This is a genomic window from Microcystis sp. M061S2 (assembly GCF_020245605.1).
Taxonomy (GTDB): Bacteria; Cyanobacteriota; Cyanobacteriia; order Cyanobacteriales; family Microcystaceae; genus Microcystis.
In genome coordinates this window covers 24151-38712 of sequence record NZ_JADBUP010000062.1, presented here as the reverse complement: position 1 = coordinate 38712, position 14562 = coordinate 24151, and the positions used below count along the sequence as shown (strand labels likewise).

At 43.8% G+C, this 14562-nt stretch carries 10 protein-coding genes; 7 read left to right on the top strand and 3 right to left on the bottom strand.

Annotation, left to right across the window (positions count from 1 at the left end):
• Nucleotide 1 precedes the first annotated feature (1 nt).
• The 4 genes from IM475_RS11330 (at nt 2) to IM475_RS11315 (ending at nt 7386) form a co-directional block, all read left to right on the top strand.
• Nucleotides 2-1903 carry an ATP-binding cassette domain-containing protein gene (locus tag IM475_RS11330; protein ID WP_287727608.1) on the top strand — a complete coding sequence of 634 codons (1902 nt, stop codon included), beginning with the start codon at nt 2-4 and terminating at the stop codon, nt 1901-1903.
• A gap of 26 nt (nt 1904-1929) precedes the next feature.
• Nucleotides 1930-3489 carry an HlyD family secretion protein gene (locus IM475_RS11325; protein WP_287727606.1) on the top strand — a complete coding sequence of 520 codons (1560 nt, stop codon included), beginning with the start codon at nt 1930-1932 and terminating at the stop codon, nt 3487-3489.
• A 692-nt stretch (nt 3490-4181) separates the two neighbouring features.
• On the top strand, nt 4182-5435 hold the full coding sequence (locus IM475_RS11320) for a methionine gamma-lyase family protein (protein WP_287727605.1): 1254 nt from the start codon (nt 4182-4184) through the stop codon (nt 5433-5435).
• A 688-nt stretch (nt 5436-6123) separates the two neighbouring features.
• On the top strand, nt 6124-7386 hold the full coding sequence (locus IM475_RS11315; RefSeq protein WP_287727604.1) for a vWA domain-containing protein: 1263 nt from the start codon (nt 6124-6126) through the stop codon (nt 7384-7386).
• On the opposite strand, the gene IM475_RS11310 is transcribed toward IM475_RS11315, so the two are convergent.
• Nucleotides 7380-8282 carry a DMT family transporter gene (locus IM475_RS11310; protein ID WP_287727602.1) on the bottom strand — a complete coding sequence of 301 codons (903 nt, stop codon included), beginning with the start codon at nt 8280-8282 and terminating at the stop codon, nt 7380-7382. The genes IM475_RS11315 and IM475_RS11310 overlap by 7 nt on opposite strands.
• A gap of 177 nt (nt 8283-8459) precedes the next feature.
• On the opposite strand from IM475_RS11310, the gene IM475_RS11305 reads away from it, so the two are divergent.
• Both IM475_RS11305 and gshA read left to right on the top strand, forming a co-directional pair.
• On the top strand, nt 8460-8852 hold the full coding sequence (locus tag IM475_RS11305) for a pre-16S rRNA-processing nuclease YqgF (RefSeq protein WP_016515004.1): 393 nt from the start codon (nt 8460-8462) through the stop codon (nt 8850-8852).
• Between the two features lie 39 nt (nt 8853-8891).
• Nucleotides 8892-10046, top strand: a complete 1155-nt coding sequence (gene gshA / locus IM475_RS11300) for a glutamate--cysteine ligase (RefSeq protein ID WP_287727600.1) — start codon at nt 8892-8894, stop codon at nt 10044-10046.
• 4 nt (nt 10047-10050) lie between these two features.
• On the opposite strand, the gene IM475_RS11295 is transcribed toward gshA, so the two are convergent.
• Entirely contained in the window at nt 10051-10338 is a 288-nt protein-coding gene (locus IM475_RS11295; RefSeq protein WP_287658743.1) for a YggT family protein, read from the bottom strand.
• Nucleotides 10339-10590: 252 nt separating this feature from the next.
• Here IM475_RS11295 and fumC point away from each other — a divergent pair, with 252 nt between their 5' ends.
• The gene (fumC, locus tag IM475_RS11290) at nt 10591-11994 is read left to right on the top strand and encodes a class II fumarate hydratase (RefSeq protein ID WP_287727599.1); all 1404 of its coding nucleotides are present in this window, start codon (nt 10591-10593) and stop codon (nt 11992-11994) included.
• 120 nt (nt 11995-12114) lie between these two features.
• On the opposite strand, the gene IM475_RS11285 is transcribed toward fumC, so the two are convergent.
• Nucleotides 12115-14442: a WD40/YVTN/BNR-like repeat-containing protein gene (locus IM475_RS11285; protein WP_287727598.1), complete on the bottom strand. Its 2328-nt coding sequence runs from the start codon at nt 14440-14442 to the stop codon at nt 12115-12117.
• Nucleotides 14443-14562 lie beyond the last annotated feature (120 nt).

Below are 14562 nucleotides of genomic sequence, written 5' to 3'. Positions count from 1 at the left end.
AATGGAATTTTTGAGATTTTTGCTGGCTATATCCTGGAAACATATCACTATTGCTATCGTAGCAGGTTTAGTTAGCGGTGTTGGCAACGCTCTTTTAATTTCTTTGATTAATCGAGAAGTCCATGAGGGTCATGCGGTCAATGCTCTACAATACTTTAGCATCTTGGCAATATTTATTATAGTGACCAGCATGATCTCGCAATTTATGCTGATTTTTCTCTCGCAGAATGCTATCTATGAACTGCGAGTGAAATTGAGTAAAAATATTTTGTCCTCTCCTTTAGAACATCTAGAGAGACTGAAAGAAAATCGTCTTTTGGTTAGTTTTACCGATGATGTTCATACCCTAACTCATGCAGTGGCATCCGTGCCGAATATCTGTGTGGATTTTGCTACAGTTGTCGGCTGTTTCGTTTACTTTGCTTGGCTATCTAATGCCCTTTTCGTCTTAACGATAGCTTCTACTGTTAGTGCCATCTGGTTTGTGCAAACGATCCTGAATAAAGCCGAACGTTTATTTTTTAAGTCGAGGGAAGAAGAAGACACCCTATTTAAGGATTTTAAAGCCTTGATGAGCGGCATCAAAGAACTCAAGCTCAATCAGTCCAAAAGGCAGGCTTTTATGGAGAAGGAATTGCAGAGTAGTGCTGTACGGCTTCGGCAACTAAATACCAAAGCGATGAAAAGATTTGCGATCGCTAACGGGTTTGGACAACTATCTCAGTTTCTCAGTTTGGGATTTATTCTGTTCATTCTACCTTTGTTTTTAGACATTCCTTTAACAATGTTGGCCGCCTATGTTTTAATTGGTACTTTCATCGCCTTGCCAATGCAGAATATGCTCAATCGCATTCCTGAATTAGTCCGGGGAAATATTGCCCTGCGAAAAATTGAAAGGATGAAATTATCTCTCTCCAGTCTCTCGGAAGCAGATACCCTAGTTTTATCCATCAGTCCCTCCTGTCAACTACAATTTCAAGCTGTCACCTATCTCTATCACCCAGAATTACCACCTTTCCCCCCCGAAGGTTCTCCCGAAGGCCATCCACCTTTCCCCCCCGAAGGTTCTCCCGAAGGCCATCCACCTTTCCCCCCCGAAGGTTTCCCCGAAGGCCATCCACCTTTCCCCCCCGAAGGTTTCCCCGAAGGCCTTTCTCAAGATTTTGCCAATAGTTTACCGGCACTGGTACCAGAATCCCCCTCTTCCGAGAGGAAACTAATTCCCTTTCCATCCCATCCCCCCTATTCTCAAAAAGGCAACCCACCACCACCGCCAAGGACAGATGAAAAGGGGTTTCTGCTCGGACCAATTAGCTTTTCTTGGCAACCAGGGGAACTGATCTTTATTATTGGCGGCAATGGCAGCGGCAAGTCAACTTTAGCTAAACTAATTACAGGACTATACCCACCCCTATCGGGAGCAATTTATCTCAATGGTAAACGTATTACCCAAGATAATGTGGAGTGGTATCGTCAACATTTCTCGGCAATTTTCTATGATTTTTACTTATTCGATAGTTTTCTCGGTTTTGATCGCCCCAATCTCGATCAAGAGGTAGAAAATTATCTGATACAACTGCAATTAGCCCATAAAGTTACGGTCAAAAATGGAGTTTTATCCACCACAGAACTATCTCAAGGACAAAGGAAACGACTGGCTTTATTAACAGCCTATTTAGAAGATCGTCCTATCTACCTGTTTGATGAATGGGCCGCCGACCAAGAACCCCGTTTTAGGGAACTATTCTATAAACAGATACTGCTACAACTGAAAGAAAGAGGAAAAATAGTTATTGTTATTAGCCATGATGAGCGCTATTTTCATCTAGCCGATCATATTATTAAGCTCGATTATGGTGCTGTGGAATCGGAACAGACTGTTCAACAATCAGGTTCTCTCTAAATTAACCCACCAGTTTCTTACTCACTATGTCAGATAGTTCCTCCTTCCAAAAACTTAACAAACAGCCCGCAATTAGCTGGGTATTGGGATTACTAGCTTTATTTTTAGCCATTGGTGGTATTGTTCTCGCCTATCGTCAGTTTGGGCATACCCCCCACCGGGATAGTTCCCGTCCGCTGCCTGTAGCCGTGGAAGAGACGGATCTAACGATCATCGTTTCCGCTAATGGCACTGTGGAACCGGAAAAAGTGGTTAATGTTAGCCCTAAAACAGCAGGAATTTTGAAGGAACTGCTAGTAGATGAGGGTTATACTGTCAAAAAAGGACAGATAATTGCTAAAATGGACGATTCTGATTGGCAGGGTCAATTATTAGAATCCCAGGGCAAACTAGCGGCAGCCCAAGCTAATCTCCGCAAACTAATCGCCGGTAATCGTCCCCAAGAAATCGCTCAGGCCCAAGCGAAACTGGAAGAAATAGAAGCAAACCTACAAAAATTGATGGCTGGTAATCGTTATCAGGAAATTGCCCAAGAAAAAGCTCGTTTAGAAGGTTTAAAAGCCATTTTCAAAAAATCTGATGATGAATATCGTCGCAATCAGCTACTTTTCAACGAAGGAGCCATATCTCAACAGACTTTAAACGAAAAACTGGCAACCAGGGATAGCGCCCAGGCTGCCGTGATTGAATCCCAAGAAAAGCTATCTCTCCTGAAAGAAGGAACTCGCTCGGAAGAAATTGCTCAAGCACGGGCGGAAGTGAGAAATCAACAACAGGTCTTAGACCTTCTCCAAGCAGGAACAAGACAGGAGGAAATCGATCAAGCTCGGGCGGAGGTGACTACTGCTCAGGGTTCTCTACAAAATGTCAAAACTCAGATTGAGGATACCATCATTAAAGCGCCCTTTGACGGGGTGGTTACTTTTGTCTACGCTGAACCGGGGGCCTTTGTCGCTCCTACTACGACCGGCAGTTCCGTATCTTCGGCCACTTCTTCCTCGATTTTATCCCTGGTTTCACAAAATGAAGTGGTCAGCAATGTAGCAGAAAAAAACATTGATAAGATTCGGGTTGGGCAAAAGGTGACGATTACAGCCGATGCTTATCCAGATAAAGTATTTCATGGACGAGTCTCTCTGATTGCCACCCAGGCAACGGTAGAACAAAATGTCACCAGTTTTGAAGTGAAAGTGACCCTAGAAGAAAAGGCGGCCAGGGAATTAAAAGCGGGAATGAATGTTTCTACCGATTTCCAAGTCGGCCAACTGAAAAACGCTTTAACCGTGCCAACTATTGCCGTTACCCGTCAGAACGAGCAAACTGGTGTTTTTGTTGGCGCACCTAACCAACCACCCCGATTTGTCCCCATTACCACTGGCGTTACTATCGGCAATCGTACCGAAGTTAAAAGCGGACTCGATGGCTCCGAACATATCCTAATTAATCCACCCTCGGACACCCGACCACCCCAGGGTTTTTCTTGGCAAAGTCTCTTTGGTGGTGGGGGGAATGAACCTGCTGCCGGTGGCCCTCCCCCCGGTGCCCCACCACAGGGAGCCTCACCCCCCCCAAGTGGGCCGCTCTAATCATTCCTATTGTCAACCTTGGCAGCTGTTTTCAGCGGAAGGATTGACGTTGTAAGATCAGTAGGCTTGTTGACAATCCCCGAAGCGCTCAGGCGAGGGATTCTTGAGCTAATCACTGCGCTTTCTGGTTTCCCCTACTCACGTCTTACACGATTATGTCCTATCCGAACCTACTAGAATATCACTTGTTATCTAGTTGTCCACTTGTGGATAGCTCTCCAAGCGTTTTGGTCTTTCAACCAAGATTCGGGTATGCCTTACCCTATCTGCCTTACGGCAAAATGTTCTTAGTTTATTTCAGTCTTGGAAAAGACTTACTCCCCTGTTTTAAGAGTTTTCGGGTGGCTCTTGTCTTCTTTTTTCTCCTCAAAAGTGCCGTACTATTGCAACGGGATTTCCACGATGTGAGCGGCATTTCAACCTGTTGACTCTTAGATTTTAACACAACTGTTTAGAGTTGTGCTTCGTGTCACTGAGCCTTGACATTGAGCCTTGACATTGAGCCTTGACATTGAGCCTGTCGAAATGTGTCGAAATGTGTCGAAATGTGTCGAAATGTGTCGAAATGTGGACACTGAGCCTGTCGAAGTGCTGTTCTATATTGGTCGGCTTTTCATCTCCGAGGTAAAACCGAGAGTTTCTTCAAGCCGACATTTAAGGTAAATGCAATACAGATCAGAATCTATTGTTTGATGGATATCCCCTCTCTACTCCACAGGGCAGAAAAGGCCCTACTCCCCATCTTTTCGGAAATTGACGCACAGGTCAAGGAAAATCTCCGTCAAGTCCTCTGCGCTTTCCGTGAAAACCGCGTCGGGGTGCATCATTTTGCTAGTGTTAGCGGTTATGGTCATGATGACTTGGGACGGGATACTTTAGATCAAGTGTTCGCCCAAGCCCTGGGGGCTGAAAAGGCGGCGGTGCGGGTACAATTTGTTTCAGGAACCCATGCGATCGCCTGTGCCTTGTATGGGGTTCTTCGACCGGGGGATGAGATGTTAGCGGTAGCTGGTGCGCCCTACGATACCCTAGAGGAAGTAATCGGGATTAGGGGCAGTGGTCAAGGCTCTTTAAAGGATTTTGGCGTTAGTTATCGGCAATTAGAGCTAGATTCTACCGGTGCGATCGATTGGTTGGCTTTAGAAACAGCAGTTAAACCCCAAACCCGTTTAGTACATATTCAAAGGTCTTGCGGTTATTCGTGGCGATCGAGTTTGTCTATTGACGAAATCGAGAGAATTGTCCGTATAGTTAAACAACAAAACCCGAATACGGTCTGTTTTGTCGATAATTGCTATGGAGAATTTATCAACACCCAAGAACCCACCGATGTGGGGGCAGATCTGATGGCCGGTTCTCTAATTAAAAACCCCGGAGGTACAATTGTCACGGCCGGGGGATACATAGCAGGTAAAGCGGAATTAGTGGAAATGGCCTGCTATCGTCTGACAGCACCGGGGATCGGTGGGGAGGGAGGGGCAACTTTTGACCAAAATCGTCTTCTTTATCAGGGATTGTTTCTAGCGCCGCAAATGGTGGGAGAAGCGATGAAAGGCAGTCATTTAATTGCCTATGTGGGGGATGAGTTGGGTTATCCGGTCAATCCCGCTCCTTTTGTGCCTCGACGCGATATTATTCAAGCGATTAAACTCGGTTCCCCCGATAAGCTGATTGCCTTCTGTAAAGCCATTCAAGCCTATTCTCCCATCGGTTCCTACTTAGACCCCGTTCCTGCCCAAATGCCGGGCTATGAGAGCCAAGTAGTGATGGCTGGTGGCACGTTTATCGATGGTAGCACCTCGGAATTCTCTGCCGATGGACCCCTACGGGAACCCTATATCGTTTTTTGTCAGGGGGGAACCCATTGGACCCATATTTCCCTGGCCCTAGAACAAGCGATCGCCGCTTTAATGAATGGTTCTTCTCACCTTCCTTCTCTCCCTTAGTTAAAGTCCTAACTTCCTGTCTTTGTGGTTAACAAAAAGGGAACAGTCAAGGAGCAAAAGTGCCATTAATAGAGGCTTTCAACATTAGTATTTAGGCTCTCTTGGGTTTGGTGGGTAAAATGTATTCTAATACCAATTCTCCAAAGTCTGACTACAGAAGTTTAATCCCCCTAAATCCCCCTTAAAAAGGGGGACTTAAATTCGATGTGTAGTTTTCATTTAGAGAAATGGTATAAGATATAATTCTGCTGGCCAGCGAGTGGAACGAACCACAAAGACACAAAGGACACAAAGATCGGTCGCTCCTATATAAGTTAAATTTATCACACAAAGAGTAAGAGAGCCGCATTTATTCCTTTTTTATTTTTGTTAAGGACTTATTGATTGATTTAGGCTCTTTTTTTTGGTAATTCCTAATTTTTAAGATCAAGTTAAATCTGTGGATATCAGGTTAATTAAGCCTAGGAAAATGAGAAAAATATCACCTCAGTAAATTTACCTATAACTCATAACTGATAACCGAGCTAGAGCTAATTCAAACAAGAACTTCTGGCGCTGCCTGTCAAATTTGTAGAAATAATGAGATGCAGCCACTTCTCGAATTGGTTTAACTCGATGCCGGACGGGAAAATAACCACAAATCTAACTATACTCATTACAATATAAATATCAACGACCACAAGCTCTTATGCGGGTAATTCTAAAATCGGCCTTGAGTGACAGTAATATCGATGCTAATCAGAGCAGCAGTCAACGTCAACTGATGCTATCGATCGCCGCAACCAGTGAACAGATCAACACAAATTTACCGATTAATCTTTGTTTAGTTCTGGATCATAGCGGTTCTATGCAGGGAAAACCCCTAGAAACGGTCAAAAAAGCGGCTTTCAGTTTAATAGAATCCCTCGGGGTTAATGATCGTCTCTCGGTGATAGCTTTCGATCATCGCGCTAAAGTTATTCTTCCCTCCCAATCGCGACAGGATGATCTGACGTTAATTCGCTCAAAAATTCAACGATTACAAGCGGGAGGAGGTACGGCGATCGATGAAGGGATAAAATTAGGTATTCAAGAAAGTTCCAGCGGCAGCAAAGGTTATGTGTCTCATATTTTTCTGCTTACCGATGGTGAAAATGAACACGGAGATAATCAACGCTGTTTAAAATTAGCCGCAGTAGCGGCTGAGTACGGTATCACCTTAAATACCTTCGGTTTTGGCGATCATTGGAATCAAGATATCCTAGAAAAAATTGCCGATATCGCCGGTGGAAGTTTATCCTATATCGAAAGACCCGAACAAGCTTTAATTGAATTTACTCGTCTGTTTAACCGTCTGCAATCTGTCCGGTTAACTAACGCTTTCCTGCAATTAGAATTAGATGCCCAGACTCATTTAGCCGACTTAAAACCCATTGCCCAAGTTGCCCCGGAAACCATAGAAATGAGCTTGCAAAAAGAGGGCAATTTTTACATCACCCGTTTGGGGGATTTAATGATAGATGAAGAAAAAATTCTCCTCCTCAATCTCTATATTGACCAAATTTCCCCTGGTACTCACACCATAGCTAAGGTGAAGATTCGCTACGATGATCCCGCTTCCGGTCAAAAAGGGCTAGAAACTGCGACTTTTAACCTTGATATCACCTCCCAAGCTCTCTATCAATCCCAATTAAACGAGCAAGTTCAGAAATCAATTCTGACTTTAGCCAAATATCGTCAAACCCAAATCGCTGAAGAAAAATTAAAAAAGGGCGATCGAGCCGCCGCCGTCACTATGCTACAAACCGCGGCCAAAACGGCCCTACAATTAGGAGAGAAAAACGCCGCCACTGTCCTCCAAACTAATGCCACCCGTTTACAGGTGGGAGAAGAATTGAGCGAGGGGGATTTAAAGAAAACCCGCATTATTGCTAAAACAAGACTACAAACCGACGGAGAAACCACTCATTGAAACAAAATCCCAATTCCTAGCAAAGCGATAATCACCCCGAAAATCGCCCGCAAGTTAATCCGATCCCCCATCATGGCAGCGATCGGCAGGACAAATAAAGGACTGGTGGCGGTGAGAGTTTGGGCAATAGCCACAGGAGAGAATTTTAAAGCAGTTTGCTGTAACCATATCCCTAAAAACGTACTGCCGAAAGCGGTGATAATAATAATAGCAATCAGACGCAATGACCAGTTAATCGCTGGTGATGATTCTTGACGGCGAAAAAACATCAGAATTAACACTATTCCCGTCCCCGCTAACAGACGAAAAAGGGTACTCTGCAAAGACGACATTCCCGACTCCACCAGTGCCTGACGAGATAAAACCGCCCCCACCGCTTGGGAAATCGCTGCGATTAAAGCCCAGGCAATTCCTCGCGGCCAAGGACGTTGACTATTGATTTCGGGAGTTTTTTCGGAAATAACCCAAGCAACCCCGAAGATGGTCAAAATCATGCCAATATAAGCCGATATTTTCAGGGATTCCCCCAAAAAAGTCGCCGCTAGAATCGCCCCCAACGGAGGCGAAAGGGTTTCTAACAGTAGGGTTTTTCGCGGTCCCAAATAATTGAGGGCGGTAAAATAGGCCGTGTCACCGATTCCTATACCAATTGCGCCACTTGTCAAGAGTATAAATACCGAACTTTGTTGATTAATACCGCGCCATTGTCCGGAAAGGGGCAGCGTCAGGGCAATTAAAGTGATCGCGACTACTCCTTTCAGAAAATTAAGCAATAAAGGCGGGATTTTCTGGCCTAATAGGCTATAAATCGCGGCAGAAATCGCCCAAAGCGCCGCCGTACTCAAAGCCGCTATCTCTCCCGTTAAATTTTCAGCGAGACTAAATCCGTTGAGCATTATCATATTTGTCAGGAGACAGTATTAAGAAGACTCCGAGACTATTTTTATTTATTATCCCCACTTCCCACACCCGTTCGGCTGAGCTCACGGCCGAAGCCCACACCCTTGACAATCAAGACAGTTGCTAATTTAGTGATTTAATAAAACCGACCACTGCTGCAGAAGATAAAAACTATGTGTATTCTCGGTTTTGATCCGGGTAAGGATAAATGTGGGATCGCGGTCAGGTCGTCGACGGGGAAAATTTATACCCATGAGGTGATAGCATCGTCACAAGCGATCGAGCGTTTAGCTAGTCTCTGTCAACAATATCCGATCGAATTATTGGTGATGGGGAATCAAACCACCTCAAAAAGTTGGCGCGAAAAAATTGCCGCTCGTGTCACCGTCCCGATTACTCTAGTAGATGAACGCAATAGTACCCTAGAAGCTCGCGATCGCTATTGGCAAATGTTCCCCCCCAAAGGATTACAGAAACTCATCCCCCAGGGGATGCGTCTTCCCGATCGTCCCATTGATGATATAGTGGCGATTCTGCTGATTGAACGTCATTTACAGTCAAAATAATGTCACACTACAAAATAGACACAGCAGGGTGAATTGACGATGCTCCTAAGTAAAGGTTTTGAAGTGGAAATGTACACCGGAACAGCAGCCGGAGAAATTATCGGTTTATCCGATCGCATTGTCAAGGATTTGGATGGTTTTGTCCGGGAACCGGATAGTCGTAACGTAGAATATACTACGGCTCCCATGACTAACTATGACCGTCTTTTATGCGCTACTTTAAAACCTCGTCTAGCTCTACGGCAATATTTGCGTCGTTTAGGCGATTATACCCTCATCCCTGGCAGTACCCTCTCCTTGGGCGATAGTCAACATTTTTATCGCAGTGACCCCCACAATCCCTATCATGACTATATTGAACAGACCTACGGCACTAATGTAGTCACGGCCAGTATTCATATTAACGTCGGTATTAGCGATTATGAGGATTTAATGCGTGCCTGTCGCTTAATTCGCCTAGAAGCTCCTTTATACTTGGCTTTAAGTGCTTCTTCTCCTTTTCTTGATGGGAAAATCACTGGGTCCCATTCCCGTCGTTGGCAAGTTTTCCCCCAAACTCCTGCTTATGTTCCCCTCTTTGAAAGTCATAAACATTTTGTCACCTGGACCGAGGAACAATTAAAGCTCGGTACGATGCAGAATGTTCGTCATCTCTGGGTGTCAGTACGTCCTAACGGTAGCAATCGTCCCTATAATCTCAATCGTCTAGAATTGCGAATTTGTGACCTGATTGCTAATCCTATTAGTTTATTAGCAGTTATGGCTTTTTTAGAGGCCCGTTTAACTCAACTTTTACAGGATACCCAATTAGACCCCTTAATTTTAAGTCAATTACCCAGCAGCAATCGCAGCGAGGATTTATTAACTTTAACCCAAGAAAACGAACAGGCCGCCGCGCGTTTTAGTCTTGATGCAACCCTGAGACATTGGTACGATGGCCGGGAAATCTTAGCTAGGGATTGGATTAAAGATCTCTATGTTCAAGTTTATCCGATCGCTAAAGAAAGGGGTTTTAGTTGTTTCCTCTCTCCCCTACAAAAAATCCTCCGCGAGGGTAACACTGCACAACAATGGTTAAAACAATCCGACCAGGGTATGGATGTTAAAAGTATTATCACACAGGCGATTCTTACCCTAGAAAAAGAGGAACGAGAGTTAGAACATAAATTATGTCAGCATATTCTAGTCGCTTAAATAATTATTTAAAGGCCATGGTAATTAAACCCTGTTGACCGAGAAGAATTTCCCGCAGCAGCGTACAAATTCCCACCCAAATAATTGGAGAAATATCAACTCCTCCCAAGGGTGGGATGAGTTTACGCACGGGGATTAAAAAAGGTTCTGTGGGCCAGGCAATAATATTAAAGGGAAAGCTATTTAAATCTACCTGTGGATTCCAAGTCAGCACGATCCTTAAGATAAACAAAAGGGTCATCAACCCTAAGATAATTCCCAATGTCCAACTTAATGCGATCGCTGTGTCCATAGTCTCCAATCCCGTCTTTTTTACCGATTATCTTCCCTAAAATATCACAGTTTTTGTCTCATTTAATCATCCTAATCGCCCCAGCACCCTGCCAGTTGTTCTTGTCAACCTCCCGGGTAAAAATGCCGACAGAAAAAGTCCCTATAGGGCTTGACAAACTAGCTAGACTTGACTTATAATTTTCTTATAGTGGGAATCCGTGTCGCCCTGTAACCCCCCTCTTTTCAGTCCAGATGCAGAAGTAACTTAAAGATGACAGAATTTCGCATCGAGAAAGACAGCATGGGAGAAATTCCCGTACCTGCCGATAAACTTTGGGGAGCGCAGACCCAAAGATCCCTACAATACTTTAGTATCGGTGATAATCTCATGCCCCGGGAGATGATCGGGTCCTATGCCATTCTCAAAAAAGCCTGTGCAATTGTCAATCAGCAAAAAAATCGTCTCAGTCAGGAGAGAAAAAACCTTATCTGTCAAGTCTGCGATGAAATTTTAGCCGGACAACACGCAGATAACTTTCCCCTCTACGTTTGGATGACGGGAAGTGGCACCCAATTTAACATGAACATCAACGAAGTCATCTCCAATCGTTGTAGTCAACTGACGGGGAATCCTCTGGGTAGCAAAACTCCCGTGGATCCCAACGATCATGTTAATATGTCCCAATCGACTAATGATTCCTTTCCCTCGGCCATGTATATTGCCGTTGCCTTGGCAGTCAAGGAAAAATTAATTCCCAGTCTGCAACTATTACGGAATAGTCTCGATGAAAAGGCGCAATTATGGGCAAATATAGTTAAAATTGGTCGTACTCACCTACAGGATGCCACCCCTTTAACCCTCGGACAAGAATTCTCCGGTTATGTGGGTTTATTGGATGATGGCAGCGATTGGCTAGAAAAATGTCTAGAAAAAGTCTATCGTTTATCCTTGGGAGGAACTGCCGTCGGTACGGGAATTAATGCTCCCCCAGATTTTGATCGAGATGTGGCTGCCGAAATCGCTAATCTGACCAAATTACCTTTTATTACCGCCCCTAATAAGTTTACCGTGCAAGGTTCCCACGATGCTCTAGTTTTCTTGAGCGGGGGATTGAAAACTATCGCTAGTTCCCTGTATAAAATTGCTAATGATATCCGTTTACTTAGCTGTGGTCCCCGTTGTGGATTAGGAGAATTACAGCTGCCGGAAAACGAACCGGGTTCTTCAATTATGCCGGGGAAAGTTAATCCCACCCAATGCGAAGCTTTATCGATGATAGCAGTGCAGGTGATGGCTAATGATTTAGCGGTGACGATGGGAGGCGCCGGAGGACATCTGGAAATGAATGTCTATAAACCGCTGTTGATTCATAATCTCATGCAGTCTATCCGGCTGCTCACTGATGGTTGCGGTAATTTCTGTCAGTTTTTGGTTCAGGGGATGACTGCTAATCAAAAACAAATTGAGACTTTTTTAAATCAATCCTTGATGCTGGTGACTGCCTTAAGTCCCGTGATTGGCTACCAAAAGGCTGCCTACGTCGCTCATTATGCCCTAGAAAAAGATTTAACTCTGAAAGTGGCAGCCTTGCAACTGGGATACATCGAGGAAGCGGATTTTGATCGCATTGTTGACCCCACTAAGATGGTTAATCCCTACGTTGCCGATGGTTAATTGTCTGAGGGGATAACTGCTGTAAAAATTAGAGGTCGCAGGCAGGCACGGATTCCCATTATACATATAAGTATAAGGCAAGCGGCGGGATTTGTCAAGCCCCGCCGGTCAAAATTTCCGCTAAACTTGACTAATGATAGCGAAGAAAACAAAGAGAAAAATCATAAATGCCCCTGCCATAGGGAAGAAGGATTTAGGAAGATTAATAACTTTCTCCAGTTTCAAGAAACCCACCAGAAAATAAGCGGCGATTGCCAGGAGAATCGGGATAACCACGCGCAAGATTGTGCCAAGGGGACCAGAGAAAAATTCACCGATTTTATAGCGGGGTGTATTTTCTTCCGCGTGAGGAGGAATAGTTACACTTGTCCAAGTTTCTCCCCCATCGGTGGAACGAAAAACTGTAGTTTTAGCGCCACCAAAACCGAATAAAGTTTTATCTTGAGCGTAATTAGGAGAAAACTGGACGGAGATACCAGAGGAAGGGATACTATGAATTTTCACTAGGGGTATTTTAGGATCACCAATTGATTTAAAAGTTTCTCCTCCATCGGTAGATTTAAACAATCCATCTCCCTGTAAACTAACCATTACCGTGCGATCATTAGCATAATCAGGAGAGATAGCAATGGTTTCTACCGAGGTATTGGGATTAAACCCCGGTTTTTCTAATTTTGTCCAACTTTTAGCCCCATCTTTGGTGACAAACAAACCAGAAATTGTCCCAGCAAAAATAGTTCCATCGCTGGGATAATTGGGAGACATTGCCAACTGCACATTAGAGCTTTTTGATAGGGGGGTTCCTTGGCTGACATTTTTCCAAGTTAGTCCACCATCGACACTTTGATAAATACCCTCTTTTCCCGTGACAAACAAAGTTTTATCCTTAGCAAAATCGGGGGAAGCTACCATAGCAGGGGCATAATTACCAGAAATTCTGCCCACTTCACTAATATTTTTAACCGTATTTCCTCCATCGGTAGAACGAAATATTCGTCCCTGTTGATTGGTGAGAAAAAGAGTTTTATCCTTGGCAAAATCTGGAGAAGGAACTATTCTCGGACCGCGGACTCCTTCATCAATTTCGATAATTTTCCATAAATCACCACCGTTAGCGGATTTGGCAAATCTATTGCGTAAAAACCCAGCAAAAATAGTTCTATCTTCTCCATAGTTAGGAGAAAAGGCAATGTCAAAGAAACGCCGGGGATCCTGTCCTGATTCTTCGGGATCTTTACCAAGTCGATAAACCTCTAAACCGCGATTAATTGGTGTCCAAGTTTCCCCTTTATCCCGACTGATGAAGATATTGCCTACATAATTAGCGATGACGACAGTGGCATCCTCGGCATAATTAGGAGAAACCGCCATGGCGATAACTGTTCCCCGGGCTAAAGTTTCTATTTGCTGCCATTGTTTGCCGCTATCCGTGGTTTTAAATAAGCCATTAAATCCCCCTAAAAACATCGTATCTTGAACTATTTTTAAATCCATAAAATGGGGAACTTTATAATCATCAGCTTGTGTATCTTTTGTTAAACCCTCGCTCATTTTTGTCCAAGTTTTCCCCCCATCTTGGGAAACATACATTCCGTCATACCAAGTGATGGCATAAAGGGTTGAATTTCGGGCATAGTCGGGAGAAATAGCAATGTCTTCGATGATTTTATCTTTAATTCCTTCGTTAACAGCTTGGAAGGTTTTACCATCATCAACTGTTTTAAAAATACCTGCTTCTTTTGTACCGACAAAAAAGGTTTTATCCCTGTCTAGATTAGGAGAAAAAGCAATTGTATCCACTGCCCCCACATTAGCAGGTAAGGGGAGATTCTGCCAAGTTTTCCCCCCATCGGAGGAACTGTATAATTTACCTTCTTCATCCCCGAAAAAAATTCGCCCCGGATTGTTGGGGGTAATAGCTAGAGAGGTTATCAGTGCCGTGGTGGGGAAAATATTTGACCAATTTTGACCGCCATCTTCGGTTAAATAAACCCCTTTTTCTAATCCCACTGCCGCTACTATATTGGGATCGGAAGGGGCAATTTCTAGGAAGTTAATAAAGTTAGTTTCTAAACCCTGATTAACTTTCTGCCAAGATTCCCCCGCATCTTCACTTTTATAAATACCATCGGATCTTGAAGCTAGATAGAGAATATTTTTATTGAGGGGAGATAGGGATAAGGAACTTAATTCCCCCCTATAATCTAAACCTTGAATTAATCTTTTCCAGTTGCTACCTCCGTCGCTAGATTTATAAAAGTTATTTCGCACTAAGATATATACTGTATTATCTGTCTGGAAATCGGGAGAAACTTCCACTTGACTAATTACATCATGGGGACGATGGGCAAAAGCAGCATTACCCCAAAGACAAAAAACTGTAGCGATTATCAATAAAATGAGATTAAACTTGTGGGCGAATCTCAGCAAACTTTGGCGATTAATCATACTTAAACTGCTAATATCAAGGATAAAAATTGACCTAATCTAGCAAAGGGCGATCAAAATTTAAGCAAGGTTTCTGTAAGAGTATAGACGAAAATGGCGATTATAACCATTACTAAAATC